The organism is Chryseobacterium sp. GTID13 (genome assembly GCF_056172655.1).
In genome coordinates this window covers 834126-856180 of the sequence record NZ_JAOCMB010000005.1, presented here as the reverse complement: position 1 = coordinate 856180, position 22055 = coordinate 834126, and the positions used below count along the sequence as shown (strand labels likewise).

The 22055-nt window shown below is 37.0% G+C and carries 24 protein-coding genes and 1 pseudogene; 8 read left to right on the top strand and 17 right to left on the bottom strand.

What is annotated here, in order from left to right:
- Positions 1 to 38 precede the first annotated feature (38 nt).
- Entirely contained in the window at positions 39 to 680 is a 642-nt protein-coding gene (locus N4G44_RS10175; protein WP_474926516.1) for a hypothetical protein, read from the top strand.
- A 33-nt stretch (positions 681 to 713) separates the two neighbouring features.
- On the opposite strand, the gene N4G44_RS10170 is transcribed toward N4G44_RS10175, so the two are convergent.
- From N4G44_RS10170 to N4G44_RS10155, 4 genes are all read right to left on the bottom strand, one after another.
- Complete coding sequence (locus N4G44_RS10170; RefSeq protein WP_474926513.1) at positions 714 to 1211, bottom strand: GNAT family N-acetyltransferase; 498 nt, start codon at positions 1209 to 1211, stop codon at positions 714 to 716.
- Entirely contained in the window at positions 1212 to 1805 is a 594-nt protein-coding gene (locus N4G44_RS10165; protein WP_474926512.1) for a hypothetical protein, read from the bottom strand. It lies immediately after the preceding gene.
- 179 nt (positions 1806 to 1984) lie between these two features.
- Positions 1985 to 2851, bottom strand: a complete 867-nt coding sequence (locus tag N4G44_RS10160) for a sigma-70 family RNA polymerase sigma factor (protein WP_002979276.1) — start codon at positions 2849 to 2851, stop codon at positions 1985 to 1987.
- A 233-nt stretch (positions 2852 to 3084) separates the two neighbouring features.
- Complete coding sequence (locus N4G44_RS10155; RefSeq protein ID WP_474926504.1) at positions 3085 to 3876, bottom strand: S1/P1 nuclease; 792 nt, start codon at positions 3874 to 3876, stop codon at positions 3085 to 3087.
- Between the two features lie 375 nt (positions 3877 to 4251).
- Here N4G44_RS10155 and N4G44_RS10150 point away from each other — a divergent pair, with 375 nt between their 5' ends.
- The 4 genes from N4G44_RS10150 to N4G44_RS10135 all read left to right on the top strand — a co-directional run bounded on the left by N4G44_RS10150 (position 4252) and on the right by N4G44_RS10135 (position 8564).
- Positions 4252 to 5193, top strand: a complete 942-nt coding sequence (locus N4G44_RS10150; RefSeq protein WP_474926501.1) for a type VI secretion system baseplate subunit TssG — start codon at positions 4252 to 4254, stop codon at positions 5191 to 5193.
- Positions 5194 to 5247: 54 nt separating this feature from the next.
- A complete protein-coding gene (locus tag N4G44_RS10145) occupies positions 5248 to 6150 on the top strand; it encodes a TssN family type VI secretion system protein (protein ID WP_474926500.1) in 903 nt (300 codons plus the stop codon).
- 27 nt (positions 6151 to 6177) lie between these two features.
- Entirely contained in the window at positions 6178 to 7317 is a 1140-nt protein-coding gene (locus N4G44_RS10140; RefSeq protein WP_474926497.1) for a hypothetical protein, read from the top strand.
- Between the two features lie 71 nt (positions 7318 to 7388).
- Entirely contained in the window at positions 7389 to 8564 is a 1176-nt protein-coding gene (locus tag N4G44_RS10135; protein ID WP_474926496.1) for an aminotransferase class V-fold PLP-dependent enzyme, read from the top strand.
- A 190-nt stretch (positions 8565 to 8754) separates the two neighbouring features.
- Here the strand turns inward: N4G44_RS10135 and N4G44_RS10130 are convergent, their stop codons facing one another.
- Together N4G44_RS10130 and N4G44_RS10125 are read right to left on the bottom strand one after the other, a co-directional pair.
- Positions 8755 to 10047, bottom strand: coding sequence for a DUF2268 domain-containing putative Zn-dependent protease (locus N4G44_RS10130; protein ID WP_474926494.1), 1293 nt, complete (start codon positions 10045 to 10047; stop codon positions 8755 to 8757).
- Between the two features lie 84 nt (positions 10048 to 10131).
- Positions 10132 to 10785, bottom strand: a complete 654-nt coding sequence (locus N4G44_RS10125; RefSeq protein ID WP_474926491.1) for a metal-dependent transcriptional regulator — start codon at positions 10783 to 10785, stop codon at positions 10132 to 10134.
- An 85-nt stretch (positions 10786 to 10870) separates the two neighbouring features.
- On the opposite strand from N4G44_RS10125, the pseudogene N4G44_RS10120 reads away from it, so the two are divergent.
- A pseudogene (locus N4G44_RS10120) lies at positions 10871 to 11900 on the top strand (threonine aldolase family protein).
- 50 nt (positions 11901 to 11950) lie between these two features.
- Here N4G44_RS10120 and N4G44_RS10115 read toward each other — a convergent pair.
- The 6 genes from N4G44_RS10115 to N4G44_RS10090 all read right to left on the bottom strand — a co-directional run bounded on the left by N4G44_RS10115 (position 11951) and on the right by N4G44_RS10090 (position 15475).
- Complete coding sequence (locus N4G44_RS10115) at positions 11951 to 12451, bottom strand: hypothetical protein (RefSeq protein ID WP_474926489.1); 501 nt, start codon at positions 12449 to 12451, stop codon at positions 11951 to 11953.
- Between the two features lie 311 nt (positions 12452 to 12762).
- On the bottom strand, positions 12763 to 13320 hold the full coding sequence (locus N4G44_RS10110) for a DUF4256 domain-containing protein (protein ID WP_474926488.1): 558 nt from the start codon (positions 13318 to 13320) through the stop codon (positions 12763 to 12765).
- Positions 13321 to 13376: 56 nt separating this feature from the next.
- Positions 13377 to 13778 (bottom strand): DoxX family protein, encoded by a 402-nt coding sequence (locus tag N4G44_RS10105; RefSeq protein WP_474926487.1) that lies wholly within the window; start codon positions 13776 to 13778, stop codon positions 13377 to 13379.
- 18 nt (positions 13779 to 13796) lie between these two features.
- A complete protein-coding gene (locus tag N4G44_RS10100; RefSeq protein ID WP_474926486.1) occupies positions 13797 to 14375 on the bottom strand; it encodes a YdeI/OmpD-associated family protein in 579 nt (192 codons plus the stop codon).
- Between the two features lie 133 nt (positions 14376 to 14508).
- Positions 14509 to 14976, bottom strand: a complete 468-nt coding sequence (locus N4G44_RS10095; protein WP_474926485.1) for an SRPBCC family protein — start codon at positions 14974 to 14976, stop codon at positions 14509 to 14511.
- Between the two features lie 172 nt (positions 14977 to 15148).
- Positions 15149 to 15475 carry an ArsR/SmtB family transcription factor gene (locus N4G44_RS10090; RefSeq protein WP_474926483.1) on the bottom strand — a complete coding sequence of 109 codons (327 nt, stop codon included), beginning with the start codon at positions 15473 to 15475 and terminating at the stop codon, positions 15149 to 15151.
- A 56-nt stretch (positions 15476 to 15531) separates the two neighbouring features.
- Between N4G44_RS10090 and N4G44_RS10085 the strand changes: the two genes are divergently transcribed.
- Positions 15532 to 15693, top strand: a complete 162-nt coding sequence (locus N4G44_RS10085) for a SymE family type I addiction module toxin (protein ID WP_474926481.1) — start codon at positions 15532 to 15534, stop codon at positions 15691 to 15693.
- A 7-nt stretch (positions 15694 to 15700) separates the two neighbouring features.
- Here N4G44_RS10085 and N4G44_RS10080 read toward each other — a convergent pair whose 3' ends face one another.
- The 3 genes from N4G44_RS10080 to N4G44_RS10070 form a co-directional block, all read right to left on the bottom strand.
- Positions 15701 to 16024 carry a helix-turn-helix domain-containing protein gene (locus N4G44_RS10080; protein ID WP_474926478.1) on the bottom strand — a complete coding sequence of 108 codons (324 nt, stop codon included), beginning with the start codon at positions 16022 to 16024 and terminating at the stop codon, positions 15701 to 15703.
- Between the two features lie 105 nt (positions 16025 to 16129).
- Positions 16130 to 16552, bottom strand: coding sequence for a transposase (locus N4G44_RS10075; protein WP_474926477.1), 423 nt, complete (start codon positions 16550 to 16552; stop codon positions 16130 to 16132).
- A 241-nt stretch (positions 16553 to 16793) separates the two neighbouring features.
- The gene (locus N4G44_RS10070) at positions 16794 to 18056 is read right to left on the bottom strand and encodes a hypothetical protein (RefSeq protein ID WP_474926474.1); all 1263 of its coding nucleotides are present in this window, start codon (positions 18054 to 18056) and stop codon (positions 16794 to 16796) included.
- A gap of 960 nt (positions 18057 to 19016) precedes the next feature.
- Here N4G44_RS10070 and N4G44_RS10065 point away from each other — a divergent pair.
- A complete protein-coding gene (locus N4G44_RS10065; RefSeq protein WP_474926471.1) occupies positions 19017 to 19994 on the top strand; it encodes a helix-turn-helix domain-containing protein in 978 nt (325 codons plus the stop codon).
- A gap of 815 nt (positions 19995 to 20809) precedes the next feature.
- On the opposite strand, the gene N4G44_RS10060 is transcribed toward N4G44_RS10065, so the two are convergent.
- Both N4G44_RS10060 and N4G44_RS10055 read right to left on the bottom strand, forming a co-directional pair.
- Positions 20810 to 21226 carry an EamA family transporter gene (locus N4G44_RS10060; protein WP_474926468.1) on the bottom strand — a complete coding sequence of 139 codons (417 nt, stop codon included), beginning with the start codon at positions 21224 to 21226 and terminating at the stop codon, positions 20810 to 20812.
- Positions 21227 to 21248: 22 nt separating this feature from the next.
- Complete coding sequence (locus tag N4G44_RS10055; RefSeq protein WP_474926465.1) at positions 21249 to 22049, bottom strand: phosphatase PAP2 family protein; 801 nt, start codon at positions 22047 to 22049, stop codon at positions 21249 to 21251.
- Positions 22050 to 22055 lie beyond the last annotated feature (6 nt).

Sequence of the window (22055 nt, the reverse complement as noted above, 5' to 3'; positions counted from 1 at the left end):
TTGTTTCATAGTTTTATCCTAAGTATATAAAATCAATTATGGAAGAAAATCAAAATTTTGGTACGGAAGGGCTCAACTCTATGGAGCTAATGGAACAACTCAAGATCAAAACTGAATCTTTGTACAAAGAATTTCAAAGTCTGAGCTCCGGAGTATCCATTATGGATGAAAAGCTAAAACGAACAGAACACTTCGTAGAGCAAAATCTGAAAGAGATTAAGGAAAAAGTTGGAAATGTAAAGGTAGGAATTTCTCCGGAGGATCTAAGGCAGCTTGAAACGTACAAAGATTACTTCAACCACTATAAACCTATTTTATATGTCACCCTATTTGTTATTGTATCGGGCTGGGGATTGGGGATTTTCAGTGCTCTTTCCGGAGTGAAATGGTATAAGGAGAGTGTCCGGACGAAACAGGAAATAAGAACTGATGTGCTGCAGGAGATAAAAACACAGGGAAATATGATCATAGATACGACAACATTCCTTAATTATAGGAAGCAGAGTGAGGCATTAAAGGCCTGGCAGAAATCAAATCCGAAAGAAAGTGAATCATTCTCCAATTATTTCAAACAGTATCAAAAATTGAATGAAGAAAAAAATAATATTTTTGAGAAATTGCCAATAAAAAAGCTGCCTATTTCCCAGTGCCAATCCACCAATTCCTGCGCCTATTATTGATATATTGTGCACCAGAATGGGTTGTAATTTCTTTTAAAAGTTTAAAATATAATTCTCAGATACCTTTTTAAATCCATATTTACCGAAGAAATGGTGAGCTCCAGTATTGTCAATACCACTTTCCAGCATCATAAAACTGATATTCCAGTTTTTAGACTCTGCTACAGCTTTTTCCAGCAATGTACTTCCTAATGACTGTCCTCTGATCGACTGATCCAAAAGCATATCTTCCAATACCGCATAATTTTTAAATCCACGGATGATATTGAAAATCAGCATTCCGATAATCTTCCCTTCCATATTTTCAGCAATCAGAATGTTTAATTTTGAATTTTGATCAGCACTAAAACCGGACTGAAACTGTTCAGTCAATATTGTTTTAAGATCAGGATTCCAATGGCTGGAATCTAAAGCCCGTCCGGAAATAATTTCACCGTGGGAGATATAGGAATCTGTTTTGTGAGTGATAAAAAAGTTAACCAGCTCTTCTGTCCGGGTATTATCTGTAAGCCATTTTGTGGTGTAATTCATTTATTTTATATTTTTCAGTTCGCTCAATAATGCATTCTGTTTCTTGATAAAGCTTTCCAGGTTGTCTGTTTTCATAGGGTGAGCATTCTGGTATTTTTCAATCTCAGGAAGCGCTTTCCTGATTTTGAAAGCAGTATACAGATTGGTGATGTGATCATTGTTTGTATTCACTTTGTCGATCAGTCCTTTTACTTTGCTTATTTTCTGATTGTAGTTGCCGGAGCTTATTGTAATTTCTTTTTCCAGCTGCTGTTTTAAGAGGGAATCTTTAACATTGGTAGCCTGAAAATGAGCATCCTGATAAAATGACTCGGATTTATTGAGTATTTCCTCATACACTGTAAGAACCTTTCTGCTTTCTTCGTTAAGCTTGACAAGCTTTTCGTCCAGCTCCTTAAGGTTTTTATCTTTTTTCAGAAGTTCAGAGTAAATTTTATCTATCATATTCTCACTACGGCCACTCTCAAAAGAACCTTTTATGGAGGAATTTGTATCATCAACAGCATTTTCAACTGCTGCGGCATTTCCGGAATCATTTTGTTTACAGGAAAGGACTGATAAGGCTAGGGCGGAAATAAAAAGTATTTTTTTCATAATGTTTTAGATTGGTTTTATTAGATTAGTTGAAGATAGTCCAAAGATTGTTACAGTTGCATTTTAAAGTTCCTTTTGTTTTAGCTGAAGTTGAGAAAATGATGAATCCCAAGTTTTGAGCAGGTATAAAAAAAACGGAGCCTGAAACCAGACTCCGCCTACATTGTTTTGCGATAAATTTATTTACCTAAATAAGATTTCAGAATCTTACTTCTGGTATTGTGCTTCAATCTCTTGATCGCTTTTTCTTTGATCTGACGAACTCTCTCTCTGGTAAGATCGAAAGTTTCACCGATTTCTTCTAAAGTCATCGGGTGTTTTCCGTTCAGTCCGAAGTATAATCTTACCAAATCGGCCTCTCTTGGAGTCAAAGTATTCAATGCTCTTTCAATCTCAATCTGAAGAGATTCAAGCATCAGATCTTTATCCGGACTTGGAGATTCTCCTGAACGCAATACATCATAAAGATTAGAATCTTCACCTTCTACTAAAGGTGCATCCATAGACAGGTGTCTTCCGGAGTTTTTCATAGATTCTTTGATATCTTCCTCGCTCATGTCAAGAACTTCAGCCAATTCTTCCGGGGAAGGTGGTCTTTCGTTTTCCTGTTCAAGGTGAGCGTATGCTTTATTGATTTTGTTGATAGATCCAATCTTGTTCAAAGGAAGCCTTACAATTCTGGATTGTTCAGCTAAAGCCTGTAAAATTGACTGACGGATCCACCATACCGCGTAAGAGATAAATTTGAAACCTCTAGTTTCATCGTACCTTTTTGCCGCTTTCATAAGTCCTAAATTACCTTCATTGATCAAATCGGGTAGAGAAAGACCTTGATTTTGGTATTGCTTGGATACAGAAACTACGAAACGAAGGTTGGCTTTGATTAGTTTCTCCAGTGCTGCTCTGTCGCCTGCACGTATTCTTTGTGCCAATTCTACTTCTTCGTCCGCAGTGATCAGTTCCACTTTACCAATTTCCTGCAAATACTTGTCTAATGAAGCAGTTTCCCTGTTGGTTACCTGCTTAGTGATTTTTAATTGTCTCATCTATTTTTATCCTCAAAAAAGAGTTACTATATATTATACGTATGAAGTGGTAAAAAGGTTACACCAGTTTTAATTATTTTTTAAATTTGGGTAGACATCAGATGTGAGATAGCAGATTTCAGACATGGACTGAAACTTTTCAACCATAAATCTTTCAACAAAAAAAGCGAAACCGAAGTCCCGCTTTATTATTTTCGACAAGCTATCAACGGATAACCAGCAACCATTAACTATTAAAACAAATCATTCAACAGTTTTGCCAGTCTCAGACCTCCGTAAAGAAGCTGTCTTTCCAGCGTATCATTGAATTTATACTGATAATCGAAGGATAATTTTGAATCGTTTGGCGTCTGAGCATAGATTTTATTGGCTATCTTGTGAGAATCGTACAGCCAGTCTTCCACAGTTCCCATTTGAATCTGCTTTACTTCATCCTTGGATTTAATGTCTAAAAGACTTGCATACTCAGTATAGCTGTATTTTTGTGAATCTACCAGTTTCCCATCCCATACGGAGTGAAGGTTGGTTTTATCTCCAAAATAGGTTACATTGATTTTGTTTCCGCCAAGATCTTCTGCACGGCCTACATGTAGAGGCTGCGCCAGGTCTCCCATGATATGAATAAGGAAGATCAGTGCAATTTTTCTGTCTTTTTCAGAGGTTTTTTCGTCTTTGATCTGGCTGGACAAAGTGTTAACCTGAGTATAAAGACTAGGACCCGCCTGCATTTTCAGCTTCTGGTCAAATGCTTTATAGTCTGCCTGTGGATCTACATTTACATAATGCCATGATGACGCTTCTTTCCAGACACCGGTAGTGTCAGATTTGATGAAATCCGGCCAGTTTGCCCAATAGGCAAGGCGTTCTTTTCCCATTATTTTTCTTATTTCTCTTCTTGCCTTACCCGACAGGTGATTTTCTGCAATCTCTGCAATAATGCGGTGCCCCGTCAGTCCCCATGCATAAGAATAAAGGGAAGATGAAATGAATGCTAAAATCAGAATTTTAGAATAAATACTTTTCATTATAAATAACATTTTACAAGCTGCAAAGATACGGACCGCTTTTCGAACCTGTACCAATTATGATCAATTTCTTCCGCGGTATATGTTAATAAAACTTAATCTGAATAAAAAAGTGCCTGAGTAAAATTTTCAGACGGTGTTTGAAATAAGTGAAAAAATATTGTAATACCCTCCATATCAGATGATAAAATTCATTTAGCGTCAAAGGGTAAAACCTCATGAATGTAGCTGTTTACCGTATTTTTACGGAATTTGTTACAGAATATTCCTTTTACTGTCAATAAATTAGTATTTTTAGAATAAAATTATAGCCAAATTATTTTTTCAAACTTACGAGATATATTATCTTTACAAGTCATAATCACAGCAAACACTATGTATGAGAATAATATTGTAGACATGTATTACAATAAACTGCAGACCGACTTCAAAGCTGAAGCCGTAGCGGTAAATCTTTTGAAATACCATCGTGCGGTAAGCAATATATTTATAGAGCGGATCGGAATCAACGACCGTGCTTATCTTAAGGATATCAAAAGTATTTCGAGCAGTTATTTGGGATTTGATGAAGAGGTATTCACTATAGAAACCTACAGAGAAGGGATTTATGATTATCTTCCCGAAGGGCTGTTTCATCCGCCGTCTCTGGGAGCTTCAAGAAAGAATGTAGATTCTGTAGTCCGGGAAATCCGCAAGCAGAAAAAAGTAGAAGAGGATGCCCGGAAATTTTTCCGGCCTTTTGAGCTGGAAGTGTTTTTTACAGAAATCAGTTCCCTGCTTAAAGAATCTGAATTTGATATTTCAAGCGGTACGGATACTCTTCTGGAAACTGTAAGCGAGCTTTGGCCCCTTATCAAAATGCTTGACAAGCAGAATGCTTATATTTTCATCTATATTTTGCCTTTTTTTCATCAGATCAGAGGGGACAAAAGATGGTTTGAAAGGTGCATGACAGCCTTCCTTCAGGTGCCGGTAGAAGTTACCTTTGCACCGAATATTATTGACAGAATAGAACGGAATGACGATTCGATGCTGTTGGGAAATTCAAAATTAGGTGTTACCTATATTCCCAGCGGAAAGCATATGGACGGGCAGCGGAACTGGGTAGTCAATATTGGCCCGATTCCTTATACGGAAATGAAAAAGTATATTTCCGGAAGTCCTTTCAGAAATATTCTGCAGGCTTTATATAACTATTTTCTTCCGGTAACGGTAGACGTAGAAGAAAATTTTATTACAGAGAAAGAAGAATATTCCTTCAGTCTGGAAGATGATGAAAGAAATGCCAGCCGGCTTGGATACTCTACATTCCTCTAAAATAATTTATTATATTTACACCTACCAACAAAGTATAAATTTGAAAAAAAACTAATGGAAATTTCTTCAGTAAAAGGTATTTTTTTAAGGTATATTTTAATGCCTTTAATCGCAGTGATCATGATGTTTATTCTGGGGATTATCAGAAGAAACAAGCCTGCGATCAAAATTAAAGTAATTATTATATACGTTCTTCTTTGCAGTTTATGCCTGGCTTTACCGGGAATCTTTGGTTTTTCAAAAAACCTTTTTAACCCGTACTGGTATCTTATTGCACAGGTGATTTATCTTATTTTTGGTATTATTCATGTGAATCTCCTGCACAGGTATTTCAGAAAGCATATCGATTCTGTAGGAATGAGCATCTTGTTTGAATCTATTCTTTCATTAACGTGTATTGCTTTCGGGGGATATTTATTTACCCTGATCTTTAACTGGATCAGCAAAGGAAACGGAAATGCGGTAATGGCTGCTACAAGTATGGTTATCTTTATTGTTCCGATGGTTTTTTATTATTGTTATGTTCAGTTTATCAGCATTCCTTTTGATATCTACAAAACATGGAGATATTCTCCGGACCAGAGGCTGCCGGATTTTGAAGGGGTTGATTTTGACCGTTTGATGGTATTAAACGTAGAATTAAGCAAAAACCTTGAAGATGCCAACAGATTCAGGATCAAAGCAAAGACACTTCCGACAGGGGTTACTTTCGGAGACTGGTTTTACAGGGTAGTCGACGATTACAACCATAAAAACCCGAATTCTATCATTCACCTTTCGGATGCAGAAAAAGAGCCTTACTACTGGATTTTTTACACCAAAAAATCGTTTTTCAGTTTTAGAAAGTATATTGATTTCGACCAGGATATCTCATCAAACAACATTTCAGAAAATGAAGTAGTGATCTGCAAAAGAGTTATCCAGCATGAGGAAGAAGGAGTATTGAAAAAATCATAATCACAGAAAATTTAAAAAGTATTAAATATGATACAGCCTATTAAGCATTTTGCGATCAATTGGGTAGACGGGATGAAAGTTTCCCAGAAACACCTTAATGATCAGGATAATTTTTTAATTGACACGATCAGAGATTCCAGTTCATTAGGGATCACTACATATAATTACGGGCTTTTACCTATTTCCAACGAGTTTACGGACAAAACAATCTTTGATGTTCATAATACCGCTACGAATGATGTACAGCTTGTCATCAAAAGATGCAGCGCCATTACCATGGCGGGTTACCGCATCGATTTGAGCGACAGGAGAGTCAGTGTGAAATCTCTTGCAAAATCCATGAACGAAGAGCAGGCAGATGGTGAATATTATATCCTGATCTCTGTAAACCCTTTTGATAAAGTTCCTTTTGGGGATATAGACCCTGAAGAAATTCCACCGCGTCATCCTAATGCACAGCCTAACCACCATATTGAGCTTCTTCCTGTCACTTCGCTGAACAGCAGCTATTCCGGAGGAAACTATCTTATCATCGGAAAAGTGGATTTAAGGGCCAATATAGCGCAGGTAGACACCAACTTTATCCCTCCGTGTACGTCTATTCAGAGTCATCCCGCTTTACTGGATTATTACAGCAGCTATGCAAAATCTATTGGAAATCTGCAGCAGTACGCATTTAAAATTATACAGAAAGCGTCTCATAAAAACCAGAATACGGCATTGGCACAGAACGTTAAGTTTTTGTGTACTACCATGGTAAATACGTTCGGGGATATGTATTTCCAGTTCAGAAATATTATTCCGTGGCAGCCGCCGGTATTCTTAATCGAATCATTTGCGAAACTTGCTTTGCACCTTTACAACTCCACCCAGCTTCTGGTACCCGCAGAACTGGAAGAAATGCTGAATTACAGCCTTGAATGGAGCGAAATTGCCCCTCATACATTACTGAACCAGCTTTCTATTGTAGCGGAAACCAATTACGATCATCACAACTGTGGAGAACCATTATTGTATATCCAGCAGATGCTGCGCAGTTTAGAAATTATTTTCTCTAAACTGAGCGAGCTGGATTATATCGGTCAGAGAAAAGAAAACATTATTGTTAATGAACAGGAAGTGTCTTCCAATACCAATCCGAAAAGAGGCTGGAGTGTTTTAGATTAACAAAACAAATAAAAATATGAATCCCGGACTTGAAATTTCGGGATTTTTTATGCATTCAAATCAATTCCAAAATGGATACAATAGACTTCAATACTATCAGACAGGAGACGGCCGGCTGTACAGATAAAATATTTTTGAACAGTGCAGGAGGATCGTTGATGCCAAATATCGTTGCTGAAACAATGACAGATCATATTCTTCTGGAACAGCAGCATGGGGCTTATGAATCTGCCGACAGAAAGTCAGAACATCTCAACCGGTTTTATGCTGAAGCAGCTCAACTGATTAATACTCAACCCGATAATATTGCTTTTACAGTAAGTTCTACGGATGCTTATGCAAAGGCTTTATCCAGTATTGAATTCAGAGACGGAGATGTTATTATTACGACCAATGATGATTATGTCTCGAATCAGATGGCTTTCTTTTCACTACAGAAAAAGAGGGGAGTGAAGCTAATCAGGGTTAAAAATCTTTCCGATCATGAATTGGATCTGGAAGGCCTTGAAAATCTGATCAAAAAATATAATCCAAAGCTTGTGGCAGTCACCCATATTCCGACAAATTCAGGACTGATCCAGAATGTGGAAGGAGCGGGAAAAATCTGCCGTCAATATGATGTTTTGTACCTTGTTGATGCCTGCCAGTCTGTGGGGCAGATTGTTGTAGACGTTGAAAAGATAGGCTGTGATTTCCTGACCGCTACAGGCCGGAAATTTGTACGCGGGCCCAGAGGAACAGGGTTTTTATATGTGTCAGACAGAGTTCTGGAAAGAGATATGGCTCCGGTATTTCTGGATATGAACGGGGCACAATGGACAGATTTTGACGATTATACCCTGGTTAAAACGGCAAAAAGGTTTGAGCTTTGGGAAACTTCCATCAGTTCATTTTTAGGATTGACAGAAGCTTTGCACTATGCCAATGGAATCGGGATGCAGAATATTGAGAATTATAATAAAAAACTGGCAGAAACCTTAAGAAACGGATTGCTTAACAACGGCTTAAGAGTAATGGACCAGGGTCAGAATTTAAGCAGTATTGTAACTTTTGTTGACCAGAATGGGGATATTGAGAACATATACAGAATATTAAAAGAGAATAACGTATACTTTTCGGTAAGCAATAAAAGTAATGCTCTGATTGATTTTACCATGAAAGGTCTCGACAGGGCTATTCGGTTGTCGCCGCATTATTTCAATACCTCTGAAGAAATCGAGAAGGTGTTGAGAATGCTGGAATATTAGGATCTGGTGGCTTCGGGAGCCTCAGCCACCAGTTGTGGTTATGGTTGGTAAAAGTTATTATTAGTTGAAGTAAATCAAAAAAATAAGGATACAATTTCATAAGTATCCTTATCTATTTTATACGCTTAACCTATTTATGGTGGCTGAGGCTCCCGAAGCCACCAGTAGTGATTCTATTCTCTTACAGAAGCTAGTTTTTTTCAGTTTTAAATGACACCTTATATTCCTGCTCTGGAAAATAATAACCATCTTCAGATTTGGTACTCCTGTCGGTTACGTAAAAATCGTATTCAGTGTCAGGTTTTAAATCAACGGTTTCAAGGGTCAGGATTGTTTTTGTGTTGTCTAAACCTGTAATTTTTTTCAAAGGAAAATGTTCTTTGCCGAATTTTGAAAAATTAATAGAAATGTTTTCATTCATTGGTTTTGAAAACACAATTTGGATCTGTTTTATTTTTGGATCTACGTTTTGGCTGTTGTTTTCAAATTCGTTAATCCGGACAACCTTTGGCTGATTGTTTTTATAGGCAGATTTTAATTCCCTGATATCAGTGTTGTCTTCAAAGAATTTTGATTTTTCTACAAATTGGAGAATTGCTTCTTCATTATTAAAATCCAGCTCGATGATCTCTTTAATTGCCTCTTTTTTATTTTTTGAATGGTCATAATATTTCTTAGAAATAACATACCCTACGAAATAGCCTAAATCAGGACTTTTACTCGTATTACTGTTGTAAAACCAATTTCCAAAATTGCGGCTGAACATTTCATTTTTAAATTCAGATTTTACCTTATCATAATTTTTAAACCCATAATCCATATATTGTGAAGAGAACTTTTTGTTCATCGTCAGTTCTGCAATAAAATCACAGGAACCTTCATTGATGGCTTTCGACAGTACGCTGATTTCGCCAGCTTTTTGAAAGGTATGAATAAATTCGTGAACGGTAATTTGCTCCAGCTGTGAACTATTGATATACAAAAACATTTTCTGAAGGTTTTCATTATCAAATTCGGAAACTATTGTGTTTTTATCACCTACAATTTTTTCAATTCCCAAAAACAAATCTTCATTATGGGTTGTTCCTCCTGATTTTAAAGTACCGATGGTGTAATAAATATTTCCGTTTGAATTGTTGGGATAAAGCACTTTTAGTTTTTTCAGAGCTTTGTTAATTGAACTGATTTTTTTACTGTCAATCAAAGTATTTTTACGAATGGAATTCCAGAATTGAGGATATTTTTCCATTACGGTCAGATAATCATCTTCATTAAACTGCTTAATTTCCATAAAATCCTTTAACCCTTCCGTTTTTTTATTCAGAAAATAGGTTTCCAGAACTTCTTCTTTATTGTTTTCCGTTTTCCGGATATGGTCATAAGCCGTCCAAAAATTATCGATATCCGAAGTAAATATTTTTTGAGCTTTTGTAGTATTGAAAAATGCCAGAATAATTGCTGTTGGCAGAATATTTCTCATCATTAGTTATTAGTGTATATCAGGATTTTAATTTATGTATTGCAGCCATACATCATATGGCTGAAGGACGCGAAGAATGAAGTTTACTTATTTCTTCACCAAAATAATTTCCGTAGCTTTTCTGCTGAGAACTTCTTTGGTGTTTCCGATTTCGATAGTCATGGATTTGTCGAATTCTTCAATCTTAATGACCTTGATCTTGGTATTCAGTAGCAGTTTCCTTTCATTGAGGTAGCTTAAAAAACCGTCATCTGAAAGGGTAACCGAAGCAAACGTAACTGTTTCTCCTGCTGTACAGGCACTCAGTTTTTGAAGGTCCTGTGCAATGATGTTCCCGTCTTTATCGGGAATAGGTTCTCCGTGCGGATCGAATTTAGGATGATCAAGAATTTCATCCATTTTGTCGAAAAATATCTGTGAATGAACGTGTTCCAGCTGTTCTGCGATTTCATGGACATTTTCCCAGCCGAAATTCATCTTTTTCACCAGGAACATTTCAGTAAGCCTGTGCTTGCGAACTACCAGTGCTGCTTCACGCTTTCCGGTTTCTGTGACTAACAGAGGTTTGTAAGTTTCATAAATGACCCATTTCTTTTCGGCAAACTTCTTCATCATATTGTTGACGCTCGGCATTTTTACGTTCAGAAATTTGCTGAGCTCATTGATCGTCACTTTCCCTTCATTGTCAACTAAATGAAACAAAGCCTTCAGATAATTTTCTTCTGTTAATGTTGTTCTCAAAATGTTAGATGATTTTCATTACAAATCTAACAAAATAATATGTAAAATGAACCCTTGTTAGTTTAACTTTTTTTAATTTTACTCTATGAAATTTTCTTTTAAAAACGATTATTCCGAGGGATGCCACCCGAATATTCTACAGGCACTTTTACACTCTAATTTTGATCAGCAGGCCGGATATGGTGAAGACGATTATTCTCTTCAGGCAAAGAAACTGATCAAAGAAAAAATAAAAAATCCGGATTCTGAAGTTTTTCTGGTTTCCGGGGTACACAGGCTAACCTTATTGTAATTTCAGCCATTTTAAGGCCGTATCAATGTGTAATATCAGCAGCGCCGGGGCATATTCTGAATAATGAGACGGGAGCTATTGAAGCTACAGGACACAAAGTTTTAAGCATTGATACTGCAGACGGAAAACTTAAGCCGGAAGATATTGTTCCGGTTCTGGAAAATCACAGCAATATTCCGCATCAGGTGATGCCGAAGCTGGTTTATATATCAAATTCTACAGAGCTGGGAACGATTTATCTGGCTAAAGAGCTGGAAGAACTTTCAGATTTCTGCCGGGAAAAAGGATTGTATCTGTTTATGGACGGGGCAAGGCTGGGACACGGATTAATGTCTGAAATCAGTGATCTTACGCTGGAAAAGGTAGCAGAGCTAACGGATGTTTTTTATCTGGGAGGAACAAAAAACGGAGCATTGATAGGAGAGGCCATTGTCATCAATAATAAGGATCTGCAGCAGGATTTTGCCTTTAATATCAAACAAAAAGGAGCCTTATTGGCTAAAGGCCGTCTTCTCGGCATTCAGTTTATGGAGCTGATGAAAGATGATCTGTATTTTGATCTGGCAAAACATGCCAATATCCAGGCTATGAAAATCAAGAATGCTATGAAAGAAAGGGAGTGCAGTTTCTGGCCGATACCTATACCAACCAGATTTTTCCGATCATAAGCAATGAACTTATTGAAACTCTTTCAGAATATTTTGAATTTTATGTCTGGAAGAAAATTGATGAAAAATCTTCTGCCATTCGCCTTATAACTTCCTGGAATACGGGAGATGAGCCGGTGGAGCGTTTTATAGAGATTATTGAGAGAGAACTCTAACGGAAAGTAATAAAAAAGGTGGCTTCGAGATCCTCAGCCACCTTTTTAAATTATTTTAAAGCTTTTGCAACTACTTTACAGTCGGCAGGCTCCAGTTTTTGTCCATCTTTATAGCTGATCTTTTTCTCATCAGCATATTTGGACTGGCCGTCTTCTTCCTTATGTTCCCCGATTCCTTCCGTTAAAATATTATCTTTCTGAATGAAATAAATATCTCTTTTGCTTTTCGTTCCTTCAGACTGAAATTCATAGGTCAATTTCAAAGTATCTCCTGATTTAAAACCTGTTACATCTCCTTTAGAACTGTCTTTTTCACTGTTTTTATAAGCAAGTTTTCCGGTAATAGTTCCCAGGTTGTCATCGATAGATGCAAAAACGCTGTCTTTTCCGGTAACGCCTAAATAGCAGAATGATTTTGGACCTAATGTATCTACCACAGGTTCTGCGGCAGCTGTTGTGTCGCTTTCTACTTTCGGAGCAGGGGTTTCCGTTTTCTTGTTACAGTTCATTAGAAAAACGGATAACGAGCCCAGTAAGATTAATTTTTTCATATCCAAAGTTGTTATATTAAATTCAAATTTCTGTGTACTAAATTAATAATAGTATTTCAATATGAAAGAATATGGAATGTAAATAATATGTTATTTGAAAATATTGAAAAATTTTAATCCATAGGGTTTTGATAATTGGTGCTTTTTTATATCTCGCAGATGAGGCAGATTTGAGCAGATGTTTGGGTTTAATTTTGATTGGTTTGTAATCCGTTCATGTGAGGGAATTTATAGTTGATTAGATGTTCAAACTCAACTTAACTCAACTCAAAACCCGAATCCGGAACCCGGAACCCGAACCAAATCAGCACTTACACTTTCAGCATTCCCCGGAAACCTCTGGCTGCATAATAAGAATCTGCACCGTTATGATAAGTGAAAACCGTATTATAACGACGGTCACAGAAAATAGCTCCGCCCAGTTCCCGTACGTTTTCAGGTGTTTGGATCCAGCTGGAAGTTTTCAGATCGAATTTCCCGAGTTCCTGAAGATGGCGGTATTGTTCTTCCGTTAGTATTTCAATACCCATTTCCGTAGCTTTATCGATAGCGTTGCTTTCAGGTTTGTTGGCTTTACGGGCGTTCCAGGCCTGGTAATCGTAGCAAAGGCTTCTTCGTTTCGGACTTTCCGGGGAGCAGTCGAAGAAGATGTATTCGTCTGTTTTTTTATCATAGCTTACCACATCCGGTTCGCCTTCGGTTGCTTCCATTTCGTTCAGTGACCAGAGTTTTTCGGGAGCTGCTTGCAATTTTGCCTGAATTTTTTCCCAGTCAAAGCCTTTATGACGGCTCATATTTTTTTCAAAACGGTTTTTCAGGGTTTTTAAAAGCTCTGTACTTTGTTCCGCCGACAGTTTCTTTTTGCTCATATCAATTATTTTTAAGTGGTTTGATTCTTTAAAATTAAAGTTTTTACAAGCACATTTTAATGGTTATCCATAGAAATTTTCCTGTCAGCAGGCCTGAAGTACCATGAGATAATTACCAGAACCAGCAATAAAAGAGCCGGCAAAGTTCTTCCGGCAGTATCGCCAACAATAATATGCGAAACCAATGCCCCCGACATGACGAAGAAAAATCCTGCATAGGCCCATTCTTTCAGTAACGGAAGTCTTGGAATGAGAACAGCGATAACGCCAAGAATTTTCCAGACTCCGATAATGGTCATCAGGTAAGCAGGGTAGCCAAGGTTGGTAAAATTCGCGAGTTCGTCTTTATTTTTCATAAGCTGGACAATGGCTGTAGACACCATTCCCAGAGCCATCCATAAGGTGAAGATCCAGTAGATGATCTTGTTTCTTTTCTGAGATTTGTTCTGTGTTTCCATATGGTAAAGTTTTTAGTGTTAGTCGTTTAATGCTTTTCCTTCAAAAATTTGCGGAATGCATTTATCGATGCGGGCTTCCCGTGTTTTAGACTGTTTGGCAGATGAGAAGTGGAGCAGGTAGGCTCTTTGCCTTCCGGGAGTTAATGCTTCAAAAGCTTCTTTCAGTGCCGGATCGTGATCCAGTCTGGATTGAAATTCTTCAACCATTTCAAATTCTTTTGTCTTTTTCATTTCAACCTTAGCTCCGGATTCTTCAATTTCAACGGCTTCAAACATATAGGACCGGAGAATGTCTTCAAGATCATTAATTTGCTGTACGTCTGTAAAGCGGACCTGCCTTGCGGCCTGCACATTTTCAGACTGCTGGATGAGAATATGTTCAGGGTCTTTCATCAGGGCGCCTTTAAAGAACAGAAGAGCACAATATTCTTTAAAACCGTGGATCAGGAAAATATTTTTTCCTTCGTAGGTATAGCATGGGCATCCCCATTTCAGATCTTCTGTGAGTTCTGTACTCAGGGCAATTGCTCTTAGTTTTTGAAATGCTGCCTGCCATTGGCCGGGTTCGTTGAAGAAGAAATCTGTTTTTGGATTCATGGTGGTGATTGTTTGGTTATCGTGATGCATGGTGTGGGATTCGGGTTTGAGAGTATTAGAGTATTAGAGTGGGAGAGTTGTAGGATAATGAGATTTATGACCAAATTACCTACTATCTGCAACCTGTAATCTGCTACCTTTTACTCCCTAATACCTCCTGTAATCGGTTATGCGCCATATTGATTCCCTGGGCGAATGGCATTTTCAGGTGCTGATCTCTGAAGTCGACCGATTTGTAAATGGTCTGGATGGTAATTTTGCTGGTGCTGTCTGTAAGTTTTTCAAATTCCAGAAACTCGATCTGAACGGGGAAGGGCGTGTTTTCCATTTGGAAAGTCCTTATGATTTTCTCATCCTGAACGATTTCATGAATGGTTCCATTGGCGCTGAACACTACCTCTCCCTGAGGATTTGAGGTTTCGAAACGGTAGCTTCCGTGTTGTTTGTTTTCAAACTTTGTTACCTTAGTTCCCATCCATTGTTCGAAAAGTTCAGCTTCGTTATAGGCTTTGAAAAGCAGTTCTACCGGAAGATCAAATTCCCTGGTGATGAATATTTCCTGTTTGCCGTCTTCGGCGTGGATTTTTGTTTTAAGTTCCATGTTTTGGTGTTTGAGAGTGTTAGAGTGGGAGAGTTTGAGGGTTTGATGCGTGTTACGGGTTTCGGGTTAAGAGGTTCGGGTATTTTGTGGGTGAGGATTTTGAGATTTTAAACTGCTATTCATTTATGATCCCGGAACCCGCACCACGAATCTCGATAACCCGTATCTCGGATCACGTATTTTTGTTCTGATAGGCTTTCATTACACTTTCCAGCTTATTGAATTTTTCGTCCCACATTTGGCGGAAAGGTTCTATAAAATCGGCTATTTCTTTCATTTTATTGGGATTGAGGTGGTAAATAATTTCACGGCCGTTTTGTTCGGATCTCAGCAGCTCACATTCTGTGAGGATCTGAAGATGCTTTGAAACGGTAGGTCTTGCGGTATCGAAATTGGAAGCAATGGCCCCGGCAGTCATGGATTGTGCCGCCACCAGCATCAGAATCGATCTTCTGGTAGGGTCTGCTATAGCCTGAAATACATCTCTTCTTAAATTCATTGTGTAGTTATTTGACTACAAATTTAAATGAAGTTATTTGACTACGCAAGTTTTTTTTGACAAAATTTATTAAATCCTTCGCACGGGCATACTACCATGAAGTTTTCTTTCCGGAAATAAGGATTGCCGGGAAATGGGTTCAGGATTGTGGTTTTGAGGCAGGGGACAGGGTAGCGGTGATTGTGTCCAGAAACCAGATTATATTAAAAAAGGCATAATTTGGGGTTATTCCAAAAACATTTTCTTCCATTTAGTAACAGTGTTCCGGCTTAGTTTAAAATGATTGGCTAGTTCATTATTATTAAGCCTGTGCTTTTTCTGGTATTCCAATATTTTCAGAATATCAGATTTTTGGTAAGAACGGTGCTTCTGATTGAAATTTTCGGTTTGTAAATCGGAGGTCCCGAATATTATGGTGTTCAATTTAATAATATTCAGAAAAGACAGGCTTTTCTTGCTAAGCAATGCTTCACATTCTTTTCTCTTATGGGGAAATTTCTTGGCTACAATATCAGAATAAATGTTTTTATAGTTAGGATAGTTTTTCATGGGTATAAGTATTAATGTTAAACTATATTCTTTAGACTGTACAACAATTGAAATTGTTTTACAGAAATATTTAATTTTCTTTTAATTGGACAAAAAACGAACAAATTATTCTATCTGTTCCCTATGTTTTATCAGCCAACTGTACAGTGTTGTTTTTGGAATTCCATATTCTTTTATAACATCATTTCTGGTCATTTCTCCTGTGCCTATCCGTTCCAGTATAAAATCTATAATTTCTTTGGTGTAGATGTTTTTCCGGAACTGGGGAAGGTTTGTTTTTTCGGACTTGCGTTTAGCGGTCGGAGGAGCATAAAGAATAAGATGCTGCGAATAAAGACGAAAGAAATCATATTCCAGTAATTTACTCCATTTCAACAAGGTTTCGGTATCAATGACCTTTTGCTGATACATTTTTTCGATCTCTTCTTCGGTACACTTAAAAAAATTACATGCTCGTTGTAATTCTATCTCACTTTCCACAATTTTTTGTTCAATCATTTGTCCGATATGAATGCTTTTGAAATTCATATTTGTGTTTTTTAAATATTTTAAATTTATTTTTCTTCTTAAGAAAACCAGGCAGCAAAATACAGATGATGAAAAAGTCATATCAACTTAATAATTAAAAAAAACAGCTGCCTGGTCAATTTTTATAGTTTGTGCTTAAAGCCCTTTCCTATGGTAAAAAGATGCCCCCATTGATTCTTTCCCATCATTTGTGCATTTTAAAAGTGGAAATGGAGGCATTCTATTAATTACAAAAAATCGTTTAAGACGACATTCTTTGCGCTGTCATAAAGACACGTCGGATGTTATTCGCAGCATTGGTATCATTCATGTTGTCTACAGACACATACACTATTATTCGGTACCAAATTCCGTCTACAAGCAAATCTACTGTTTCAATCTCCTGGGAATCATCACTGGAGCTGGTGGCCAATACAGGAATTGAAGTACTGTTCATATTGTCTCCCCAGTTAAGATAAATTCCGTTATCGGTCTCCATATAACCTCCGGGAGCCAATAGAACATTCGAACGACGGTAGCGGTCTACACTCGATAAGGCTGCATACCACACTTTAATATTGGAAGTAGAGATGTTCACCAAACGAGGATTGTAAGTAACTGCACCGGAATTTTGATTGGAACTGTTGGTAAAATTAAGATCCAGTCTTACTTTTTGTCCTAAAATAGCATCATAACTACCGCCAATATAGGTGCTCAATAATCCAATATAAGTCGCTGGTAATGTGTAAGTAAAGAACTGATATTCTCCTGGAGCCAGTACTTTTCCAAGACCTACTGTAGCACTACAACTCTGTCCTCCGATGGAAAGATTGAATGTTGTGGTATTTGGACTGGATACCGTTGGAGTTCCGGAGATCGTATAGTTTAAAGTACCGGATCCCTGTGCAAAATTACCCTGCGGAAGTGTCGCCGTAAGCCCGTTTACAGGTCCTATTGTCTGTGCAGCGTATATTCCTGCATTTCCTCCTGTATAAGGAACCGACATTGTTCCCTGATAAGGAACACCCGCAGTATAGGAAATCGGAAACAGGGTAGCACTTGCACAGTTCAAAGCGCCTATCGTACCCGGTTGTAATGAACGTCCGTCTAAAGGTCTCCACTGGGTTCCATCCCAATAAACATATCCTTGGAAGGTAAGGGCGGCTGTTCCTAAGTTGTATACTAACAAACCAGTTGCAGGGCTAGGAATTGTAGCCGCATCGTTATATGCTGTTAGAGCTACTCTCGGACCTAAAAATCCTTTTTTGGCCGTTGCAGCAAGCTGGCTGACATTCAGCTCCAGTAAAGCAGATGCGTCGGGAGCTGCACCGATACCTGTAGATCCTGATGCGGTAACAATAAAGTCATCAGCTAATTGTGTTGCAGTAGGAGTGCCTGTGGTCGCATTGTTTTTAGCGCCATCTATATTGAAAATTCCTTGTGGATTTTGGGTATTAATACCTACCTGAGAGAATGCCAGGGAAGAAATTGTCAAGGCTATTGCTGTACATACATTTTTTTTCATTTGTTTTGTTTTTTTTAATTTAAAATGGATTAAATAGCAGAACGCTATATTTTGTTGTTGTTTTTGAATGATCATATTTGCCCTTAGCTTTTTAACCAGCGTCCCGGAACCTGTTTTTTTGAAGGTGGAGGCCGAATGCTGAAGATCACTGTATGGTAACAGGATACCATATGAGTATTGTACTCTGATAACTCATCTTTTGAAAAAACAAAAGAATTAAGGCTGAAACGGTTTGCGTTAATCAGCTGTTTATGATGGTCATTGTGTGTTGAGCAAAAGCAGGATTTGCCATCCGAAGCCAAAAGAAGGTGATTTTGGCTATTATTCGATGTATAGTAAAGGTTTATGGGTTTGGCAGGTTCACTTTTATTTACTTTAACAGGTTTTTTATATGATTTTTTAGTAATAATTTTTACTGCCTGACTCTTCACTTTCTTTTCCGGAACAATGAAAATATTCTGCGGATTATAGAGTAGTATTTCTTCCGAAACGAAAAGGATTTTGTCTGTTCTTGTTTCTTCGTCCTTCCTTGAAAAAGAGGATGAATCTTTTGCAGCAGTATGCAACTGGTCTTCATTGAAAATATAATTTCCTTCCGATACAAAAATTAAAGCGGGCTTGTTTTTTTATTACTTTTGCCATATTCGATTTGATGATGATTGTATAATGGAAGCATACCATAAGTATACACAGTTCCCAATGTGAGAACATGTATTAAAATACTTTTGGTTATGGTTGCGAAACTTTTCATCATTTATATTTCGGAGCAAAATTATATGCATAAATTCAGATCGGAAACTAAAATGGCCATACCCATCAATGAAAAATCACTTTAAATTGAAGGTTGAAAAATATCATTGTCAGTAAATAGGAAAGTAAATTAAAACCATGAAATACAATATATTATACAAGTCAATGATCACTTTTCATTGGAATTTAAGCTCAAATACCCCATAAGAAATGGATCATACGATACTAAGAGAGCAGGAAATCCAGAGGCTGAAAGAAGAGCTTTCCATAAGATATAATTATCTGATGGGGACTATTTTATTATTGTTCACCTTCATCTATTTTTTCATTATAAAAGAAAAATTGTTCGGATATTATTGTCTGGTTGGGGCTATTACCTTGCTAAGTCATGTATATTTATTAAATACTTTTTTTCCGTCACTTTCTTTAGAAAAAAGAGTGCGGAATTATCTTATTGTTGCACCCGTTTATGTTTATTTTGTTATCCTTTATTTCTGGAAATGCTCTATTTTTCAATTTTGCTGGCTGGTCCCTGTGCCGCTGGGGGCATACATTTTTCTTGGTAAAAAAGAAGGTTCATTTTTTTCAGTTTATACCTTGTTTATTGCAGTTGTAGCCATTTTTACCGGTGATATTGTTCCGCTTCATTCCAGGATAACGTCTTATGAAAATGTTTTTAGGTATAATGACCTCCTTTCATTTGGGTTTAATATTGTCATTGTTTATTTGCTTATTTATTATAAGGATAAAATAAGGGAGCAGGAACTTCTTTCGATCATAGAAAAAAGGAAACGGATCACACTTCCTATTACGGTGGATGAAAAAGAAATGCCCTTTGCCAAACCATTATTTGAAAAAATTGAAAATGAGATCGTTACCAACAAAAATTTCACGAATCCGGAATTTAATATTTCAATGTTATCCACCATTCTGAAAGTCAGCAATAATTATATTTCAAAATCAATCAGGTTGCAGGGGTATTCTAACTTCAATACCTACATCAATTCTCATAGGATTGATTACGTAAAAGACCTGATTTCTAAAAGTAACCTGGAAAAAGTAACCCTTATGTACATTTATACAGAAGCAGGATTTACCAACCAATCTACCTTTAATAAGGCTTTTAAACAATTTGTGGGCATGACTCCAAGTGAATATATTCAAAAGCAAAATACCGGAGATAAGTAATTATATTGAATGCAATCCGTCATATATCGTCTATGGAGCTATTTCGGTTCAACTGAATTGTATTCAGGATTTCCCAAAAATGCAGAAAGTATGGAAAATGCCCTTATGAGCTGTGTTTTTTCAGGCAGGTATTATGCTATCTAACTGGAAAACAACATGATAAATAGCAGGGGATCTAAGTCGGCGATTTAGTCTTATCATGGAGCATGGATAAACAGTTCAGATTTTATTCTACGTATATTTTTCCACACCAAAATATTTTAAGAGATTCTCAGCGATTATATTATTGAATAAATATTTAAGACGAATGGTGCTAACTTAACATAATATATGAATTAATAGCAAACAAATACTTTGGGAAATATAAATCGGATAAGGAAACGATTTGCTGAAAAATGGGAAAGTATGAAGTTCATGATAAAAAATAAGATGCATATAGCATTGACAGATTTTTGAATACACTAAAGATTGGTATATAAATAATCCTGGAGCTTTCTATAGAAATTTATTGATGAAATTTTTGCGGCTGTGATTCTGTTTACGCTTAGGATTTTTATAAAGCCGAATCTTTATGTAATTTAAAGAATGCTCAAAGATTTGGAGAATCAGAATACGATAATGAGAAATGTAGAAGCTATAAAGATAGCAGGAAAGGAAATTAATTTGGAAGAAGTCGTAAGCGTCTTTTTTGATGTACTCTTTTGATATTTTAAAAATCCTATAATTTATATTATGTTAAATTGTATTTGTTTCAGTGTTTCAAAATTCCAGGATTTCAGGATTATCCATCATTTTATTATTATTGACATCTGCTTTTACTTCAACGCCAATACAACAGTTCCGCTGATAATCAGCAAAGCTCCGATTATGGTTTTTAGCGTCAGCGTTTCTTTGAAAAATAATACTGCCAGAATAATGGCTATGGCCACACTCAACTTATCGACAGCTGCAACCTGTGACACATTTCCGATCTGTAAAGCTTTAAAATAAAAAAGCCAGGACAATCCGGTTGCAATTCCCGATAAAACAAGAAAAATAATATTAATCCTCGATAATGAGCCAATTTCCTTTGCTTCGCCCTTTAAAAATACAATGCTCCAGACAATCACAAGAATAACAATTGTTCTGATTGCCGTTGCAAGATTAGAATTGATATTAGACACTCCCATTTTAGCAAAAATAGCTGTAAATGCCGCAAATAAAGCCGAAAGTAATGCATAATAGAACCACATATCCTTATTTTTTTGAGGTTACCTAAAAAGTTTTAACTAAACCAATCCCTATCCTTTTGTCCTGGTAAAAAGGCATTACCATTGCAGCCGTATTTTTGTTTTTACCGCCCAGCATCGTATTGATTTTTGGATACAGCCAATAAGCCAGCTCTGTTGAAAGAATCCCAAATCCGGCTCCTGCTACCACATCCCCTACCCAATGCTTATCGTTCAGCATCCTGTAGATCCCTGTAAAAACAGCCAGAGAATATCCGGAAATTCCCAGCAGGAAATTGGTGTCTTTATACTCCCTGAACATAAACTGTGCAGAAGCAAAAGCTATTGCCGTGTGCCCCGAAGGAAAAGACAGATTATTTGACTCGTCGGGCCTTTCCTCTTTTACAATATGCTTCAAAGGAATGGTAATAGCAGAGGTAATCAGCATCGATGTCCCGTAGATAATCGTTCTGTCTCTAAAATTATGCTTTCCTTCCACACCAATGGCATTCAGACCATATACCAAAGCTGCAGGAGCAAACTGGGTGTAGCTATCCAGTTTTATATGATCAGGTTGATGTTCATTAATTTCATCTCTGGTAGAAAAATTCAGCCGTTTTAAATCTTTCACCGTTAAACTGGCAATCCCATAACCTATAAATGCCCCGGGAATGATCAGTCTTTTATAATTAAAACGTTCTTTTTTAGTATTTAATATAACAGTACTGTCTTTTGTGTTCTCGGGAACCTGAATGCTGTCACTGTTGCTTTGTGCAGCTACTTTCCCGTAAAATGAAATTAAAACGAGAAAGCTGAGAACTATTTTTTTATAATGTTTTGATATCATGATAAG

Coding starts and splice junctions, on each gene's coding strand:
- N4G44_RS10055 (WP_474926465.1), bottom strand. CDS start 22,049: ATGATATCAAAACATTATAAAAAAATAGTTCTCAGCTTTCTCGTTTTA.
- N4G44_RS10070 (WP_474926474.1), bottom strand. CDS start 18,056: ATGAAAAAAAATGTATGTACAGCAATAGCCTTGACAATTTCTTCCCTG.
- N4G44_RS10110 (WP_474926488.1), bottom strand. CDS start 13,320: ATGAGCAAAAAGAAACTGTCGGCGGAACAAAGTACAGAGCTTTTAAAA.
- N4G44_RS10155 (WP_474926504.1), bottom strand. CDS start 3,876: ATGAAAAGTATTTATTCTAAAATTCTGATTTTAGCATTCATTTCATCT.
- N4G44_RS10145 (WP_474926500.1), top strand. CDS start 5,248: ATGGAAATTTCTTCAGTAAAAGGTATTTTTTTAAGGTATATTTTAATG.
- N4G44_RS10080 (WP_474926478.1), bottom strand. CDS start 16,024: ATGAAAAACTATCCTAACTATAAAAACATTTATTCTGATATTGTAGCC.
- N4G44_RS10165 (WP_474926512.1), bottom strand. CDS start 1,805: ATGAAAAAAATACTTTTTATTTCCGCCCTAGCCTTATCAGTCCTTTCC.
- N4G44_RS10065 (WP_474926471.1), top strand. CDS start 19,017: ATGGATCATACGATACTAAGAGAGCAGGAAATCCAGAGGCTGAAAGAA.
- N4G44_RS10115 (WP_474926489.1), bottom strand. CDS start 12,451: ATGAAAAAATTAATCTTACTGGGCTCGTTATCCGTTTTTCTAATGAAC.
- N4G44_RS10075 (WP_474926477.1), bottom strand. CDS start 16,552: ATGAATTTCAAAAGCATTCATATCGGACAAATGATTGAACAAAAAATT.
- N4G44_RS10130 (WP_474926494.1), bottom strand. CDS start 10,047: ATGATGAGAAATATTCTGCCAACAGCAATTATTCTGGCATTTTTCAAT.
- N4G44_RS10105 (WP_474926487.1), bottom strand. CDS start 13,778: ATGGAAACACAGAACAAATCTCAGAAAAGAAACAAGATCATCTACTGG.
- N4G44_RS10150 (WP_474926501.1), top strand. CDS start 4,252: ATGTATGAGAATAATATTGTAGACATGTATTACAATAAACTGCAGACC.
- N4G44_RS10090 (WP_474926483.1), bottom strand. CDS start 15,475: ATGAATTTAAGAAGAGATGTATTTCAGGCTATAGCAGACCCTACCAGA.
- N4G44_RS10100 (WP_474926486.1), bottom strand. CDS start 14,375: ATGAATCCAAAAACAGATTTCTTCTTCAACGAACCCGGCCAATGGCAG.
- N4G44_RS10095 (WP_474926485.1), bottom strand. CDS start 14,976: ATGGAACTTAAAACAAAAATCCACGCCGAAGACGGCAAACAGGAAATA.
- N4G44_RS10170 (WP_474926513.1), bottom strand. CDS start 1,211: ATGAATTACACCACAAAATGGCTTACAGATAATACCCGGACAGAAGAG.
- N4G44_RS10135 (WP_474926496.1), top strand. CDS start 7,389: ATGGATACAATAGACTTCAATACTATCAGACAGGAGACGGCCGGCTGT.
- N4G44_RS10140 (WP_474926497.1), top strand. CDS start 6,178: ATGATACAGCCTATTAAGCATTTTGCGATCAATTGGGTAGACGGGATG.
- N4G44_RS10160 (WP_002979276.1), bottom strand. CDS start 2,851: ATGAGACAATTAAAAATCACTAAGCAGGTAACCAACAGGGAAACTGCT.
- N4G44_RS10175 (WP_474926516.1), top strand. CDS start 39: ATGGAAGAAAATCAAAATTTTGGTACGGAAGGGCTCAACTCTATGGAG.
- N4G44_RS10060 (WP_474926468.1), bottom strand. CDS start 21,226: ATGTGGTTCTATTATGCATTACTTTCGGCTTTATTTGCGGCATTTACA.